The following is a 16,032-nucleotide window of genomic DNA, read 5'->3' as shown; positions in this document are numbered from 1 at the left end:
ATCACGTAAATATAATTTCTGCAATATTTGGAAAATCAGACTAATAAATAATATCCTACCGATATGAGGTTACTGTTTGCACGTAATTTCCTTCACTTAGGCTTTTTAGTTGCGAAATGTTGCAAATAAATTAAGAAACTGCGGCAGTCTTGCAATAATGTCTTTTTTTTGTAAACTAAGGCTGAAAAAATTTTTAAGGAGTTTCTTATGAAAAAAGCATCCAAATTATTTCTAGGCTTAGGAATAGCCTTTACTCTCATAGTTTTAACAGCTTGTGGCCATGGTTATGATAAAAATGGTATTCCAACAGAGCTGAAGAAGTCTTACACTGGTTCAACAGATATTGAAGACTATGATGCCAATATCCCTTCTGGGGGTTCAACACTAACATTTAATATGAAATCCCATACTATAAAAGTAAAGACAGATGATGAAACAAAAACTGTTTACTTTAAAGTTTTATCCAAGAAGAATATGACAAGGGATACAAAAGGAAAATTGAATAAAGTTAAGTCTAAACTTGAAGGGGATAAATATTTTATTATGGTCCTAGCCAATAGCAAAAGTGATTTAACTCAGAAGATCAAATCACAAAGCTTCCCAATTTTTGTCAGTGTTAGCGATAGTGGTAAAAAAATTCACATGTTCGAATACAACGATGGTTATACAAGATCCGAATACTTTGATTATAGCGGTGAATCCGATACCTAAGCTCAATAAGCACTATAAAGTAGTTACAGAACTTGGGCTCTTTTTATGCCTTTTCAATTAAAAAAGTTTCTTGAAAACTCAGGTTGAAATATTTAGGAAAAGGGTTTCATTTTTTATGGAAAATAGGGTTAAGTCTTGAAAATGGAAGGGTGATATGATATAATTCTATTTTGTAAGGGTTATCATAAGATGATCTAAAATATTTACATTAGAAAAAAGGAGAACCATTATGGCTTCTAAAGATTTCCACATTGTTGCAGAAACAGGTATCCACGCTCGCCCAGCTACTTTGCTCGTTCAAACAGCTAGCAAATTTGCTTCAGATATCACTTTGGATTACAAAGGTAAATCAGTAAACCTTAAGTCAATTATGGGGGTTATGAGCCTTGGTGTTGGTCAAGGTGCTGATGTGACAATCTCAGCTGAAGGTACAGATGCTGACGATGCTCTTGCAGCTATCGACGAAACAATGACAAAAGAAGGATTGGCTTAAAATTATGACAGAAATGCTTAAAGGAATCGCAGCATCCGATGGTGTTGCTGTTGCTAAGGCATATCTGCTGGTTCAACCGGACTTATCATTTGAAACTGTATCCGTTACAGATACAAATGCAGAGGAAGCTCGTCTAGACGCAGCTCTAGCAGCGTCTCAAGACGAGCTTTCTCTTATCCGTGAAAAAGCAGTAGGAAGCCTTGGTGAAGAAGCCGCAGCCGTATTTGATGCTCACTTGATGGTTCTCGCTGACCCAGAAATGATTGGTCAAATTAAAGAAACCATCCGTGCCAAAGAAGTAAATGCGGAAGCTGCCTTGACAGAAGTGACTGATATGTTCATCACTATTTTTGAGGGTATGGAAGATAATCCATACATGCAAGAACGGGCTGCTGATATTCGCGATGTAACCAAACGCGTTTTGGCAAACTTGCTCGGTAAGAAGTTGCCAAACCCCGCTTCTATTGATGAAGAATCTATCGTCATCGCTAATGACCTGACTCCTTCTGACACCGCTCAGTTGGACAAGAAGTTTGTTAAAGCCTTTGTGACTAATATTGGTGGACGTACCAGTCACTCTGCCATTATGGCGCGTACGCTGGAAATCGCTGCCGTACTTGGTACCAATAATGTTACCGAAGTGGTTAAAAACGGCGATGTAGTAGCTGTTAATGGTATTACTGGTCAGGTTATCGTCAACCCAAGTGATGATCAAGTAGCTGAATTCAAGGCTGCTGGAGAAGCTTACGCTAAGCAAAAAGCTGAATGGGCTCTTCTTAAGGATGCTGAAACAGTAACAGCTGATGGCAAGCATTTTGAATTGGCTGCTAATATTGGTACACCTAAGGACGTTCAAGGGGTTAATGACAATGGTGCAGAGGCTGTTGGTCTTTACCGGACTGAATTCCTCTACATGGATTCTCAAGACTTCCCAACTGAAGATGAGCAATATCAAGCTTACAAGGAAGTTTTGGAAGGCATGAATGGTAAGCCAGTTGTGGTTCGTACTATGGACATCGGTGGTGATAAGGAATTGCCTTACTTCGACCTACCTAAAGAAATGAACCCCTTCCTTGGTTTCCGTGCTTTGCGTATTTCTATTTCAGAAACTGGCGATGCTATGTTCCGTACGCAAATCCGTGCCCTCCTTCGTGCATCAGTCCATGGTCACTTACGGATTATGTTCCCAATGGTTGCCCTACTTAAGGAATTCCGTGCTGCTAAAGCTGTCTTCGATGAAGAAAAAGCAAAATTGCAAGCAGAAGGTATTCCTGTTGCTGACAACATTGAAGTGGGTATTATGATTGAAATCCCTGCTGCAGCAATGTTGGCTGATCAATTTGCCAAGGAAGTTGATTTCTTCTCAATTGGTACTAACGATTTGATTCAATACACTATGGCTGCTGACCGGATGAATGAACAGGTATCCTACCTCTATCAACCATACAACCCATCAATCTTGCGTTTGATTAACAATGTCGTTAAGGCAGCTCACGCAGAAGGTAAATGGGCTGGTATGTGTGGTGAAATGGCTGGTGACCAAAAGGCTGTTCCACTCCTTGTAGGTATTGGACTTGATGAATTCTCAATGTCTGCAACATCTGTCCTTCGGACTCGCAGTTTGATGAAGAAACTTGATACTAAGAAGATGGAAGAATTGGCACAACGTGCGTTGACAGAATGTTCTACCATGGAAGAAGTTCTGGAACTTGAAAAAGAATACGTTGATGTTGATTAAGTCATCATAAAAGGTTAGAGCTCAGCTCTGGCCTTTTTTGCTAAGTCAGAAGTTAAAAAACTTGACTGATTGACCTTAATCAGATAATCAATTTCTAATCTAGGAGCCTAAAAGAGTAAGACTGTTTCTCTTCCTTATCAAGAAAGTAGCTTTCGAAATATTCAGATTATTAACATAGTAGATATTGGAAAATTACATAAAAAGTGATAGAATAGGTCTATCACAAGTAAAAGGAGAACTAGATGACTAAACAATACAAAAACTATGTCAATGGTGAATGGAAGTTATCAGATGAGGAAATCACAATCTATGAACCTGCGACTGGTAAAGAGCTGGGTACAGTTCCAGCTATGAGCCATGAAGAGGTTGACTATGTTTACGCGTCAGCTAAAGCAGCTCTTCCGGAATGGCGGGCACTCTCTTATATTGAACGTGCCGCTTATATCCATAAGGCTGCTGATATTTTAGAACGAGATGCTGAAAAAATCGGTTCTGTTTTGTCTAAGGAAATTGCCAAGGGTCTAAAATCAGCCATTGGTGAGGTCACTCGGACAGCAGAAATTGTTAATTTCGCTGCTGAAGAAGGTGTGCGTGCTGAAGGTGAAGTCCTCGAAGGCGGTAGCTTTGATGCAGCCAGCAAGCGTAAAATTGCAGTAGTTCGTCGCGAACCAGTTGGCTTGGTCTTGGCTATCTCACCATTTAACTACCCTGTTAACTTGGCTGGTTCCAAGATTGCCCCTGCCTTGATTTCCGGTAACGTTGTTGCCTTCAAACCACCAACGCAAGGCTCAATCTCAGGTTTGCTCTTGGCTGAAGCCTTCGCTGAAGCCGGTCTGCCTGCTGGTGTCTTCAACACTATCACGGGTCGTGGTTCGGTTATCGGTGATTACATCGTTGAACATGAAGCTGTTGATTTTATCAACTTTACAGGATCAACACCGGTCGGCGAAAACATTGGTAAGCTGGCTGGTATGCGCCCAATCATGTTGGAACTCGGTGGTAAGGATGCAGCCATTGTGCTCGAAGATGCTGATCTTGAGTTGACGGCTAACAATATTGTTTCTGGTGCTTTTGGTTACTCTGGACAACGTTGTACAGCCGTTAAGCGTGTGCTTGTCATGGATAGTGTAGCAGATGAATTGGTTAAATTAGTCACTGGGAAGGTTGAGCAGCTCTCCGTTGGTATGCCAGAAGAAGATGCTGACATCACACCATTGATTGACACTAAGGCAGCTGACTTCGTGGAAGGTTTGATTAAAGATGCTGCTGATAAGGGTGCTGTAGCTACGACCCCAATCAAGCGAGAAGGTAATACGATTTATCCAACCGTCTTTGATAAAGTGACAACTGATATGCGTTTAGCTTGGGAAGAACCATTCGGTCCTGTCTTGCCAATTATCCGTGTCAAATCAGTTGATGAAGCTTTGGAAATTGCTAATGAATCTGAATATGGCCTGCAATCCTCAGTATTCACTCGAGACTTCCCATTGGCTCTTAAGATTGCCGAACAATTGGAAGTTGGGACAGTCCATATTAATAATAAGACCCAACGTGGTACCGATAACTTCCCATTCTTAGGAGCTAAGAAGTCTGGTGCTGGTGTTCAAGGGGTTAAATATTCTATTCAAGCCATGACGAATGTTAAATCTGTTGTATTTGACATTGCTAAATAAGGCATTATGAAAGAGCTGTTCTCTAGAATAGCTCTTTTTTCGTTCTCGTTAAAAATGGTTTGGCTCCAGTACTTTTCTGGGTAAAGCGAAAAAGAATTTTACCTCCTAGCAGGTCTAGTTGGTCAGCTGATTTTTAGCCCAATTATTATCTTTTTCAAGTGTATTAACATCAGTATAGGCTTGTCTGTAGACATTATAAAGTAAGCCTGGCTTATAAGGACTGACCGGTTGGTCATAATCAGTTAAGTGATAAAGTTTAATTAAGTAGTTAAGTTTAGTATTATAGCTAGTGTCAGTTGCATAGCGGCCGGTTAAAGCCTGGGTCGCATCCTGATAGTTAGTAGTATTAGATTTCCTAGCGTCTGCATAGAGATTCTTACTGAGAATATCAGCATAATCCTCTAATGATTCCTTGTAAGAAGGGTATTTCCGAAAGGCAGCATCAATTTTATAGGCATTGCCCTTGCCATCATCCTCCCAGGTTTGGAAGGTAGCTGAGCTCCCTTTATAATCCCCTTTAATCCCAAAGAGATTGTAATTAGGATCAGAACCAAGCTTAGATGTACCATGATTACTTTCTAAAATAGCTTGAGCAATCATGACAGAAGCATAGAGATCATGATCCTGAGCAATGGACCTAGCCTCCTCGCCAATATTATTGATGAAGTAGAGGACAGCAATATCACGGTCATCTTGTCTGACTTGGGGAGGCTTAGTGTTGATAACAGTCAGCCGACTGAACAGGCCATAGCCTGTAAAAAGCAGGATAGCGAGAATAAGAATTAAGGTAAGAGCAAACGATTTGCGATTTTTCTGTTTAATTTTAAAAAGCTTTTTCCACTTACTTTGGCGAGATTTCTTTTTGTTGGCCATGTCGTCCTCCTTTCATTAATTGTCTTTAAGCTCTTAAAAACTAGTATAGCATAGTTAAGAGAATTTCGGTGGTCAAAACAAGGAACAACGTTGGCTCTCATTTCTGTTATCTTCCTCATGTTCTTGCTTATTTCGTTTAGCTAATTGAAGGCTAGTTAAACTTCGTGCCGCAAAGTATGGTATGATAAAATAAGAACAAGGAGGTCAGTTATGCGGGATAATCACCTACACACTCATTTTTCTTACGATTCCCAAGCTAAATTTAAAGATTATTTGGAAGCTTATTCTGGCGACATTGTCACAACCGAACACTTTGATTTGTCCAATCCCTATACAAAAAAGGATGATATTCCTGATTATAGCGCATATAGTCGAGAAATTGACCAACTCAATAAAGACTATGGGAACCGCATCAAACGAGGTATTGAAATCGGTTATTACCAACCCAGAGAAGCGGATATTTTGACTTATTTGGCAGATAAGGCATTTGACCTCAAGTTATTATCGGTTCACCACAATGGACAAAATGATTATCTGGATGACGAAATAGCTGAGCGAGATAAGGATGAAGTCATCTCTGAGTATCTGGATCTACTAGAGGCTGCTATTGGGCGAGTGGATGCCCATGTCTTGGCTCATTTTGATTATGGCTTTCGACTCTTTGAACTTAGCCCTGCTGACCTGCAGGTTTACGAACCACAACTGATAACCATTTTCCAAAAGATGATTGAGAATAACTTGGCTTTTGAGCTAAATAGTAAATCCATCTATCTTTATCACCATGAAGATCTTTATCGTTACGCACTCGGTTTAGTCAAAGATCTTGGTTGCCAAAAATACTCTCTAGGGTCAGATGGTCATAAGTTGGAGCATTTTCGCTTGAATTTTGATAAATTGCAAGCTCTCTTGAAAGAGTTTGATATTGATGAAAGTCAACTTATTTAAACTTGGAAGCGCTGTTTGGATTTTAGAGAAAATTCTGGCAAAATCTTTCAATGACTTGGGATTTATGATAGAATGAAATGGTAAATAATTTTAATAGAAGAGGTATGTGAAATGTCACGTAAACCAATTATCGCTGGAAACTGGAAAATGAATAAGACGGCTGCAGAAGCACGTGAATTCATTGATGCAGTGAAAAACAACATTCCATCAAACGAACTTGTTGATACTGTTGTTGGTTCCCCTGCCCTGTTCCTTGAAGGCATGAAAAAAGGTGTTAAAGACACTGAACTACAAGTGGCTGCTCAAAACTGTTACTGGGAAGATTTTGGCGCTTTCACTGGTGAAACAAGCCCAGCGGCGCTTGCAGCTCTCGGTGTTGAATATGTTATCATTGGTCACTCTGAACGCCGTGATTACTTCCATGAAACAGACGAAGAAATCAACAAAAAGGCTCATGCTATTTTTAACCACAATATGACTCCAATCCTTTGTTGCGGTGAGTCTCTTGAAACTTATGAAGCTGGTAAAACAGCTGAATGGATTGAAGGTCAAATCACTGCTGACCTTAAAGGCTTGAGTGCAGACCAAGTTGCCAGCATGGTTATCGCTTATGAACCAATCTGGGCTATTGGTACTGGTAAATCTGCTGATGCTAACATTGCTGATGACATCTGCGGTGTTGTTCGCTCAACTGTTGAAAAACTTTACGGTAAAGACGTTGCTGATAAGGTGCGTATCCAATACGGCGGTTCCGTTAAACCTGAAAATGTTGCGGAATACATGGCTAAAGAAAATGTTGATGGCGCTCTCGTTGGTGGTGCTTCACTGCAAGCAGATAGCTTCTTAGCTTTGCTTGACTTTGTAAATTAATCGGTTGATTTGATTCATAATAAAACGGCTAGATGTACACACATCTAGCCGTTTTTGACTGTGGTAAGATATAATCCGTTTTCCTTTTGAATCTAAAAAGGGAGTAGAAAGAAATAAGATAAACAATGGTTATCACCACATTCGTTTAGGTTTTGTGCTTTGGCCTTATGGCAGAAGGAAAACCTAGCCAGTACTGCGCCAAGAGTTTATCCTAAAACAGGAATACGGGATGAGATTTTCTCAGCCTCTTTGTTTGTCATTAGCGTCCTAGAAGTCTCTTGATGCCCTTCAAGACTTTAAATTTGAAGGGATTTGGATAATAGCGGAAAGTTCCCATCTTCCGAGTGATGTAACCATTGAAGTTCTGCTTGAAGCGGAGAACACCGTCGGAACCATCGAAAATTCCCTGAATGCCAAGGAAATTATAACTTGGGATACCACGTTTGATAGCTTCCAGCATGACATACTCTTGCAGGAGGGCTGGGGCATAGAATTTGTTAAATTCGGTATAAGAGCCTGAAAATAAATAGATGGCTTCCTGCTTGGTATAGACAAAGAGACTGCCAGCTAAAACTACGTCTTGATCTCCATGCTTAGTAATTAAATCCTGAGCTTCTTCCAGACGTTTATCAAAGGTCGCTAACTGTTGTTCCAATTCCCTCTTTTGCCGCAGGTATTTGTTAGATTCAGGATTTTTAGCATGGGTCTGAGCGAGTTTGTCTAATTTAGTTTGAAGATTGGTCTTGCCTTCTTTGAGGTGGTTAGCGTAATCCTGAAAATTAAGGCTGGCAATCATGAATTCGGCCTGATTCCCCCAACTATCATAGAAGTCTTGGTAGTATTCCAGGTCTTTGTCAGTATAATCTCGCCGATCAGAGGTTGATGAGGTAATTTCTTTAAAAATTGGAAGTTCTTCACGAGTCAATTTTTTCAGCTTGGTTCCGAAGGTCTTGGATTTCTTAACCAGAGGCCGTCCCTTTTTGCTCAAGGATTTCATGAGATTATCGGCAGTAATCTCCCGCATATCTTTGACATAATGCCAGTCGGGTTCCCCATCAGGATAACCTGTCTGCAGGCCATCATGGACAAAGCCCAAATCGGTAAAGGTCTTAATCAGGTCTGGTTTGGCATCATCATTTGGCTGGCCATCGCTATCGAAGGTTTGATAGGTATCATAGGGCTTGACAATTAGCTCTAAAGCGCCTTCGCTTTTAGCGTAATCCTGTAGACCGCGGTAGAAATCGCTTAGATATTTTGTATCTGTTGAGAAAGGGCCTGAGTTGATTTCCATGTGGAGGCCACCGGTCATGGGTATAGAATAGACCAAGGCAGCTACTTGGAGATTACCATCAGCTCTGAGGCCGACATAAGCGATTTTATAGCCCCGCTTTTTAAAAAGATCAGCCATCTGGGGTGACTGCATAAAGGACTTGTAAGCAACTTTTTGGCTAAAGGTCTCAAAGACATCTTTGCTTAAAATCTCAAAAGTCATTAGTGGTTACTCCTTGCTTGTTTACGTTTATTGTAAGCGTACATAGCTGGTTTGTAGAGAAGACTGACGGGAATGTTAAATTCACCAATAAATTCCTCAATGGTTGGATTGAAGTTAGATTTAAACTTTGTCAGACCATCGTCCAAAGTCCCTTCGACACCCCCCATATTGGCCCAGATGATACCATCAGCATAGGCATCTTCAAAAACTTTAGGGTAGAGCGAATATTGTGGATAGAATTTCTTAAATTCATCATTCATACCGGCATAGAGCATTTCCATGACATTACCAAAACGGACGGATAAAATCCCTGCAATAATGAGCTCGTCATCATATTTATCAACAAATTCTTCAAATTCGGTGATGTATTTTTGGACGGAATTTTTTTGCTGGGTCAACTTAGTCAGACGTTTCTTTTGATTTTCAGCAGTCTCTGACAAATCCTTTTCAATTTGGGCTAGTTGTTCCTTGTATTCGGCCAGACGTTTAGGCAAGTTGACCTTGGCCAGATGAAGATAGGCATCATCACCATAGATGGTCATCATCTTCTTAAAATAGTCGTAGTTGCGCAGTGCCACGCCCTTACGATTTTCGGTCAGGGCAACAACATCAGCGAAAGCTTGCACATCATCGATAGTTCCTCGGCTGGTAATAACCCCTCTCTTTTGGGCATCCTTCATCAGCCGTTTAGTATGTTTAGGGAAGGTCGTCAGCATATCTTCCTGCGTATAGACATTGGCTTGGAAACGTGGCTGAATACTTTCAGCAATTTCCATGGTTCGGCCAGTCCACTCAGCTCCTGCTTTTTTGAGGTTATCAATAACTGCCAGAGTTTTTGAATTTTCCTCGGTTTCCTCGCCAATCTTATAGGCCTTAAGCAACAGAGCCGGATCAAATTTGATAAAGAGGGCGTGTTTTGATTTACCGTATTTCTTGAGGGACTTGATAACGAAATCTACGACGTCCTGATTTTGGTAATCCATGATTGGTCCACGTGGAATGTAGAGCATAGTCATCCCCAGAGGCAATCGTTTAATCAGGATAGAAGCAGAGGCTACCATTTTATCGTCCTGATAAAAGCCAAGGCGTTCGTTATCCCAGTTGTCCTTGACCTGAGCCCAATTGGAGCTTTGCAGTAAATTGGTTTGGTTACTGGCCTTGGCAAATTGGTCATGTTCTTGAGCAGAAATTCCCACTTTATAAGTAAACATTAATCTAAAACCCACTTTCTAATGGCGTATGCAACACCGGATTCGTCGTTTGATTTGGTAATGTGCTGAGCAATTTTTTTCAGTTCAGGATTACCATTTTCCATGACAATTGGATGGCCAACCACTTCTAACATAGCTCTGTCGTTCTCTTCATCGCCGATAGCCATAGTTTCTTCAACTGAAATACCTAATTTTTCAGTTAAATGGAGGATTGCGGTCCCCTTATTAGAAGTCTTATTCAGCACTTCTAGGTAAAAGGGGCGAGATTTAACGATGGTAAAACGGTCGTAAAATTCTTGCGGAATTTTAGCAATGGCTTGATCCAGAATTTCAGGTTCGTCAATATACATAGTCTTGACAAATTCCTTATTGCGATTTTCTTCAGGAGTCCGATAAAAAATTGGCATGCTGACTAGGGTAGCTTCATGGACTGTATAATTACCGATATTGCGATTGCTAGTGTAGATACCATCTTTGGTAATGGCGTGGGAGTGAATACCTAATTTCGTTGCTAGGTATTCAATGTCTAAGTAATCTTCATAGCTAAGCGCATCTTTGATGACTTCTTGGCCAGTAGAGGTTTCTTGCACCAAGGCACCATTAAAAGTGATGACATAATTCCCGGGTTCGTTTAAATTGAGCTTGTTTAGAAGCTCTTGGACGCCGGCGATTGGTCGACCCGTTGTGATAACGATCTTAACCCCAGCAGCCTTAGCCTCTTGAATAGCCTGATAGACCTCAGGTGTGATTTCGTGTTTACTGTTAACCAGTGTGCCATCAATATCGATGGCTACAAGTTTAATTGACATGGTTTTGTTTTCTCCAGTTTTAATTTATAGAATAAAATAAAAGCCCAAGCACTCAGTGGCCTAGGCTTGAGGGCTGATACATCCCTACTATTTTACTAAAAATCAGGCTATTTGTCAGCTGGCACTATAGGAGTGGAGAAAAACTAAAATTGAAATTTTTACTTTTTTCCACTCCCCGCACAGCTCAAAAGATTTGGGGCAAAAGTTCAGACTCGTTAGCATAGTTCTTGATTTACTCGATTGACGCAGTGGTTGAGAGTTTATTCCAAAAAAGGAATACTGAGTGAGATTTTGCTCAGCCTCATAGGTCTTTTTTGATGCTGAGATTACAGCAGGCGATCATTGTTAATGTATCCGAGAAACGCTTTTTTTTCACTGCTAAAAAGGTCATCGGTAGCCAACATTTCAGCTGGAAAATAGAAACGACTGTCGCCGTGAACGGTGCCTGTTAGAGCCATGACCAAGTCAGATTCTTGACTAAGCTCCTTGAGGCTGCCGTCCTTTTGCAGAAGTTCAATCTGAGTACGAGGATTTTCTTTTTCAGGTCGGTAAATATCGTAAGGCAGATCAAAATTCTTATGTTCGGCTGTATAATAGTCAGGGTCATAGCCAATAGCTGCAACCAGTTTTCGTAGTTCTGTAAGAGATGTCTGGCTGGTCTGTGTTAAAATGACAGATTTGAAGAGCTTGCGATTAATGAAGCGATTGGCTAAGTCGGCCAAAATAGCATCATCAGAGGTCATCCAGCTCTGGAAATAGGTGTTCATCACCCCATCGTCCAAATAAAGATAATCCTGTAGGCTGTAGCTCTTCTCAAAGAAGGGAATTAAACAAGGCGATGTTTTCTCAAAATAAGCCTTTTGCTGAGGATAGAGTGCTTTGGCCCGCTTAAGAAGATTTTGTAAGAGGACTTCCATGGCTCGACTGGCCGGGTGGAAATAAACCTGCATGTACATCTGGTAGCGGCTGACAAGATAGTCTTCAATAGCATGAGTTCCATTAATGGTAAAGGCAATACCATTGCCATGTGGACGAATGACACTAAGAATTCGTGTTAAATCAAATTGGCCATAACTGGCCCCTGTGTAGTAGGCGTCTCGCAGAAGATAGTCCATACGGTCGCAGTCAATTTGGCTGGAAATCAACTGTTCCACTTGTTTATTGGGGTAAGTATGGTTAATAACGCTAGCAACCTTATCGGGGAAATCTGGAGCTATTCGGCGCAAAACGGCATTGACCTCAGTCTGATCATTGGTAATAATCTCTTGCGTAATAACTTCATGATTAGTGCCAAAAAGTCGTTCAAATGTATGGGAATAAGCTCCATGCCCTAAATCATGAAGGAGAGCGGAAGCCATAGTCAGTAGACTGTCTTCTGGATTCCAATCGTTAGGATAATGCTTTTCGAAATAGTCAACTACTCGGCTGGCAATATGATAAACACCTAAGCAATGAGAAAAACGGCTATGCTCGGCCCCATGAAAGGTATAACTGGTCGTGGCCAACTGCTTGATCCGCCGCAGGCGCTGAAATTCACTGGTGTTGATCAGGTCATAAATCAGGGAATCAGTGACAGATATATAATTGTGAACAGGATCACGAAAAATTTTTTCATTCATGATTTTAGTATAGCAAAAATTGCGAAATTAGGCTGAAATTGATAGAATACTAGAGCAAAATAACGAGTTTTAGAGAAGATTTGAAAATTAGAAGGTACATCATTATTTTTGGAGGAAAACCGTGCAGATTAAGATTTACAATACCATCCAAATAGAGGACCAGACAGAGTTTATTGAAGAAATTCATGACTGTCAGTGGACCAATAAGGGGGATTATGACTACCTCATTCATCAAAACAGTCAGGAAGAAAAGGTAGTCATCAAATTCAATCATAAGGAACTAGTCATGACTCGCTTTTCTAATCCTAAGTCCATCATGCGTTTCCTTAAGGGAAACCTTGATTTTGCGGCCATTCCAACTTCAATGGGGACTCAGCATCTTGTAACGAGGACAAAGACTTTTCAGCTAGATCGAGACAGCCATCAGCTCCATCTGGTCTATGATCTTTTAACTGATCCGGAAGCAGACATCCCCTTAGCCTCTTACGATATGCAAATCGCTTGGAGAGATTGAAAAGTTCCAACCCCAATGAATCTTTTGAGTGACTGGAACTAGTTATCCAGCCATAAAATAAAGAACTTTTCCTTGAGCTTCAACCTGATTTTTTATATAATAAGAAGCATATCAAGGGAGTAGCAGACGTTTGAAGGGACATGAGAACCTTGAAAACGTGTCACTGTCGTCATTACGAAAGCAATTTCCGGCACTGACTTAAACAGCGAGACTTGTTTTTTAAGCAGGTCTCTTTTTTATGAAAAAAAGAGATAAAAATTTAAACTGCGGCAGTCTAATCAAACTGCCCTTATATCTATTAATTTAATGGAGGAAACTATGTCCAAAGAACAAAGTAGGCTCTCTTATCACGTGCAAAGTGTTGAGGAAGTCCTAAAAGAAGTTGACAGTTCAAAAGAAGGTTTGACATCTGGTCAGGCTCAAAGCCGTTTAGAAGCTTATGGTAAAAATGAGCTGGATGAAGGCGAAAAAAGAGGATTGATTGCTAAGTTTATTGACCAATTCAAGGATTTGATGATTATTATTCTTTTGGTAGCGGCTGCTCTGTCTGTTGTTACGGAAGGAATGGACGGTTTAACAGATGCCTTGATTATCTTAGCTGTTGTGGTGCTGAATGCCGCATTTGGTGTTTATCAGGAAGGCCAGGCAGAAGCAGCCATCGAAGCCCTTAAGGATATGTCCAGCCCTCTAGCTCGAGTTCGCCGTGATGGCCATGTGACTGAAATTGACTCCAAGGAATTGGTCCCAGGGGATATTGTTCTTTTGGAAGCTGGTGATGTAGTTCCAGCTGATATGCGACTGTTGGAAGCTGCTTCATTGAAGATTGAAGAAGCCGCTTTGACAGGGGAATCCGTTCCAGTTGAAAAGGACCTGAATGTTGATGTTGCGGAAGATGCTGGAATTGGTGACCGCCTCAATATGGCCTACCAAAATTCTAATGTCACTTACGGGCGTGGTTCTGGTGTTGTGGCCAACACAGGTATGTACACCGAAGTCGGTAAGATTGCTAATATGCTGGCCAATGCGGATGAGACTGAGACGCCGCTCAAACAGAGTCTGACTCAGCTTTCCAAGGCTTTAACTTACTTAATTGTCGTTATCGCCTTGATTACCTTCTTAGTTGGGATCTTCGTCCGCGGTGAAGAACCTTTAAACGGGCTTATGGTAGCCGTGGCTTTGGCTGTTGCAGCAATTCCCGAAGGTTTGCCTGCTATCGTTACCATCGTCTTATCGATGGGGACTAAGACTTTGGCTAAACGTAACTCTATTGTGCGTAAATTACCAGCTGTTGAAACACTAGGCTCAACTGAAATCATCGCCTCAGATAAAACCGGTACTCTGACTATGAATCAGATGACTGTCGAAAAGGTATATACCAACGGTCATCTCCAATCTTCGGCTGCCGATATTTCTGCAGAAAATAACACTCTGCGGATTATGAACTTTGCCAATGATACTAAGATTGACCCTCAAGGTAGGTTGATTGGTGACCCAACAGAAACTGCTCTAGTTCAATTTGGTTTTGACCATAATTTTGATGTGCGAGAAGTCTTGCAGACTGAACCCCGTGTAGCTGAGCTGCCGTTTGATTCAGACCGCAAGCTTATGTCAACCATTCATAGAGAGACGGATAATTCTTACTTTGTTGCCGTCAAAGGAGCCCCTGATCAGTTACTTAAACGGGTGACCCAAATTGAAGAAAATGGCCAAATCCGTCCCATCACGGACACTGATAAAAAAAATATTTTGGCTATGAATAAGGATTTGGCTAAGCAAGCCCTGCGGGTTCTGATGATGGCCTACAAGCGAGTAGATGAAATTCCTACTATGGAATCTGAGATTGTCGAAGCTGATTTAATTTTCTCTGGCTTGGTCGGCATGATCGATCCTGAGCGGCCAGAAGCCGCTCATGCGGTTGAGGTGGCCAAGGAAGCCGGTATTCGTCCGATTATGATTACCGGAGACCACCAAGATACTGCAGAAGCTATCGCTAAACGCTTAGGAATTATTGAGGAAGATGGCCAAGATCACGTCCTGACCGGAGCTGAGCTCAATGAACTGTCAGACGATGATTTCCAAAAGGTCTTTAAGAAATACTCAGTCTATGCTCGAGTATCACCAGAGCATAAGGTGCGTATCGTTAAAGCTTGGCAAAATGAAGGCAAGGTTGTTGCCATGACAGGTGATGGTGTCAATGATGCTCCATCTCTTAAGACAGCTGATATCGGTATTGGTATGGGAATCACCGGAACGGAAGTATCTAAAGGCGCTTCTGACATGGTTCTGGCGGATGACAACTTCGCAACGATTATTGTTGCGGTTGAAGAAGGGCGCAAGGTCTTCTCCAATATCCAAAAGTCTATCCAGTACCTGCTTTCAGCCAATATGGCCGAAGTTTTCACCATTTTCTTGGCCACTCTCTTTGGTTGGGATGTTCTCCAGCCTGTCCATCTCCTATGGATTAACTTGGTAACCGACACCCTACCAGCCATTGCCCTTGGGGTCGAACCAGCAGAACCTGGTGTTATGACCCATAAGCCACGTGGCCGTAAGTCTAACTTCTTCGACGGTGGGGTCTTTGGAGCTGTCATCTACCAAGGTCTTCTGCAGACAGCTCTGGTTATCGGTATTTACGGCTGGGCTCTAATGTTCCCAGAACATACTGATAGTCAGATGATGCATGCGGATGCTTTGACCATGACCTTCGCAACCCTAGGATTGATCCAACTCCTTCACGCTTTTAACGTTAAGTCAGTTTATCAATCAATTTTCAAGGTTAGACCATTTAGTAATCCAACCTTTAATTGGGCGATTCCAGTAGCCTTTCTAATTCTCATGATGACTATCGTAGTGCCTGGCTTTAATAAACTCTTCCACGTTTCCTACCTCGATACGGCTCAATGGTTAGCTGTTATTATTGCCAGTCTCCTTATTGTCGTTCTAGTTGAAATAGTCAAGGCTGTCCAAAGAGCCTTAGGACAAGATAAAAAAGCTATATAATGTTTAAAACACACTAGTGACTGAAACGCTTCTTAGAGCAATGGTCTAGGTGTGTTTTTTTATACACTTAATTAACTGAGATGT

Annotated in this window: 13 protein-coding genes; 8 read left to right on the top strand and 5 right to left on the bottom strand. The window is 41.4% G+C overall.

Annotated elements, in window-relative coordinates; translation table 11 throughout:
- Positions 1-207 precede the first annotated feature (207 nt).
- From ACFSN5_RS07060 to ACFSN5_RS07045, 4 genes are all read left to right on the top strand, one after another.
- A complete protein-coding gene (locus ACFSN5_RS07060; RefSeq protein ID WP_165210135.1) occupies positions 208-711 on the top strand; it encodes a hypothetical protein in 504 nt (167 codons plus the stop codon).
- Between the two features lie 229 nt (positions 712-940).
- On the top strand, positions 941-1,204 hold the full coding sequence (locus tag ACFSN5_RS07055) for a phosphocarrier protein HPr (protein WP_004225852.1): 264 nt from the start codon (positions 941-943) through the stop codon (positions 1,202-1,204).
- Positions 1,205-1,208: 4 nt separating this feature from the next.
- Complete coding sequence (gene ptsP, locus ACFSN5_RS07050) at positions 1,209-2,942, top strand: phosphoenolpyruvate--protein phosphotransferase (RefSeq protein ID WP_165210138.1); 1,734 nt, start codon at positions 1,209-1,211, stop codon at positions 2,940-2,942.
- A 242-nt stretch (positions 2,943-3,184) separates the two neighbouring features.
- Positions 3,185-4,615 carry an NADP-dependent glyceraldehyde-3-phosphate dehydrogenase gene (locus ACFSN5_RS07045; RefSeq protein ID WP_165210141.1) on the top strand — a complete coding sequence of 477 codons (1,431 nt, stop codon included), beginning with the start codon at positions 3,185-3,187 and terminating at the stop codon, positions 4,613-4,615.
- A 114-nt stretch (positions 4,616-4,729) separates the two neighbouring features.
- On the opposite strand, the gene ACFSN5_RS07040 is transcribed toward ACFSN5_RS07045, so the two are convergent.
- Positions 4,730-5,488 carry a glucosaminidase domain-containing protein gene (locus tag ACFSN5_RS07040; RefSeq protein WP_165210144.1) on the bottom strand — a complete coding sequence of 253 codons (759 nt, stop codon included), beginning with the start codon at positions 5,486-5,488 and terminating at the stop codon, positions 4,730-4,732.
- A gap of 210 nt (positions 5,489-5,698) precedes the next feature.
- On the opposite strand from ACFSN5_RS07040, the gene ACFSN5_RS07035 reads away from it, so the two are divergent.
- Both ACFSN5_RS07035 and tpiA read left to right on the top strand, forming a co-directional pair.
- A complete protein-coding gene (locus ACFSN5_RS07035) occupies positions 5,699-6,433 on the top strand; it encodes a PHP domain-containing protein (RefSeq protein WP_165210147.1) in 735 nt (244 codons plus the stop codon).
- Positions 6,434-6,544: 111 nt separating this feature from the next.
- Positions 6,545-7,303: a triose-phosphate isomerase gene (gene tpiA, locus ACFSN5_RS07030; RefSeq protein ID WP_165210150.1), complete on the top strand. Its 759-nt coding sequence runs from the start codon at positions 6,545-6,547 to the stop codon at positions 7,301-7,303.
- 259 nt (positions 7,304-7,562) lie between these two features.
- On the opposite strand, the gene ACFSN5_RS07025 is transcribed toward tpiA, so the two are convergent.
- The 4 genes from ACFSN5_RS07025 to ACFSN5_RS07010 form a co-directional block, all read right to left on the bottom strand.
- On the bottom strand, positions 7,563-8,795 hold the full coding sequence (locus ACFSN5_RS07025; RefSeq protein WP_165210152.1) for an aminoacyltransferase: 1,233 nt from the start codon (positions 8,793-8,795) through the stop codon (positions 7,563-7,565).
- Positions 8,795-10,006 carry an aminoacyltransferase gene (locus ACFSN5_RS07020; RefSeq protein WP_165210155.1) on the bottom strand — a complete coding sequence of 404 codons (1,212 nt, stop codon included), beginning with the start codon at positions 10,004-10,006 and terminating at the stop codon, positions 8,795-8,797. The genes ACFSN5_RS07025 and ACFSN5_RS07020 overlap by 1 nt, the downstream gene beginning before the upstream one ends.
- Positions 10,006-10,815 carry a sugar-phosphatase gene (gene yidA, locus ACFSN5_RS07015; protein WP_165210158.1) on the bottom strand — a complete coding sequence of 270 codons (810 nt, stop codon included), beginning with the start codon at positions 10,813-10,815 and terminating at the stop codon, positions 10,006-10,008. Before yidA ends, ACFSN5_RS07020 begins: the two co-directional genes overlap by 1 nt.
- Positions 10,816-11,141: 326 nt before the next feature.
- Positions 11,142-12,434, bottom strand: a complete 1,293-nt coding sequence (locus ACFSN5_RS07010; RefSeq protein WP_165210161.1) for an HD domain-containing protein — start codon at positions 12,432-12,434, stop codon at positions 11,142-11,144.
- A gap of 121 nt (positions 12,435-12,555) precedes the next feature.
- Between ACFSN5_RS07010 and ACFSN5_RS07005 the strand changes: the two genes are divergently transcribed.
- Entirely contained in the window at positions 12,556-12,948 is a 393-nt protein-coding gene (locus tag ACFSN5_RS07005; RefSeq protein ID WP_165210164.1) for a DUF1934 domain-containing protein, read from the top strand.
- Between the two features lie 318 nt (positions 12,949-13,266).
- Positions 13,267-15,948 (top strand): cation-translocating P-type ATPase, encoded by a 2,682-nt coding sequence (locus ACFSN5_RS07000; protein ID WP_165210167.1) that lies wholly within the window; start codon positions 13,267-13,269, stop codon positions 15,946-15,948.
- The last annotated feature ends 84 nt before the right edge of the window (positions 15,949-16,032 follow it).

This window comes from Streptococcus tangpeifui (genome assembly GCF_044503215.1).
GTDB classification, from domain to species: Bacteria; Bacillota; Bacilli; order Lactobacillales; family Streptococcaceae; genus Streptococcus; species Streptococcus tangpeifui.
This window is presented reverse-complemented; position numbering and strand designations above follow the sequence as displayed.

Excerpts from the sequence above, each read along its gene's own strand:
- ACFSN5_RS07060 (WP_165210135.1), top strand. The coding sequence starts at position 208 with ATGAAAAAAGCATCCAAATTATTTCTAGGCTTAGGAATAGCCTTTACT.
- ACFSN5_RS07055 (WP_004225852.1), top strand. The coding sequence starts at position 941 with ATGGCTTCTAAAGATTTCCACATTGTTGCAGAAACAGGTATCCACGCT.
- ptsP (WP_165210138.1), top strand. The coding sequence starts at position 1,209 with ATGACAGAAATGCTTAAAGGAATCGCAGCATCCGATGGTGTTGCTGTT.
- ACFSN5_RS07045 (WP_165210141.1), top strand. The coding sequence starts at position 3,185 with ATGACTAAACAATACAAAAACTATGTCAATGGTGAATGGAAGTTATCA.
- ACFSN5_RS07040 (WP_165210144.1), bottom strand. The coding sequence starts at position 5,488 with ATGGCCAACAAAAAGAAATCTCGCCAAAGTAAGTGGAAAAAGCTTTTT.
- ACFSN5_RS07035 (WP_165210147.1), top strand. The coding sequence starts at position 5,699 with ATGCGGGATAATCACCTACACACTCATTTTTCTTACGATTCCCAAGCT.
- tpiA (WP_165210150.1), top strand. The coding sequence starts at position 6,545 with ATGTCACGTAAACCAATTATCGCTGGAAACTGGAAAATGAATAAGACG.
- ACFSN5_RS07025 (WP_165210152.1), bottom strand. The coding sequence starts at position 8,795 with ATGACTTTTGAGATTTTAAGCAAAGATGTCTTTGAGACCTTTAGCCAA.
- ACFSN5_RS07020 (WP_165210155.1), bottom strand. The coding sequence starts at position 10,006 with ATGTTTACTTATAAAGTGGGAATTTCTGCTCAAGAACATGACCAATTT.
- yidA (WP_165210158.1), bottom strand. The coding sequence starts at position 10,815 with ATGTCAATTAAACTTGTAGCCATCGATATTGATGGCACACTGGTTAAC.
- ACFSN5_RS07010 (WP_165210161.1), bottom strand. The coding sequence starts at position 12,434 with ATGAATGAAAAAATTTTTCGTGATCCTGTTCACAATTATATATCTGTC.
- ACFSN5_RS07000 (WP_165210167.1), top strand. The coding sequence starts at position 13,267 with ATGTCCAAAGAACAAAGTAGGCTCTCTTATCACGTGCAAAGTGTTGAG.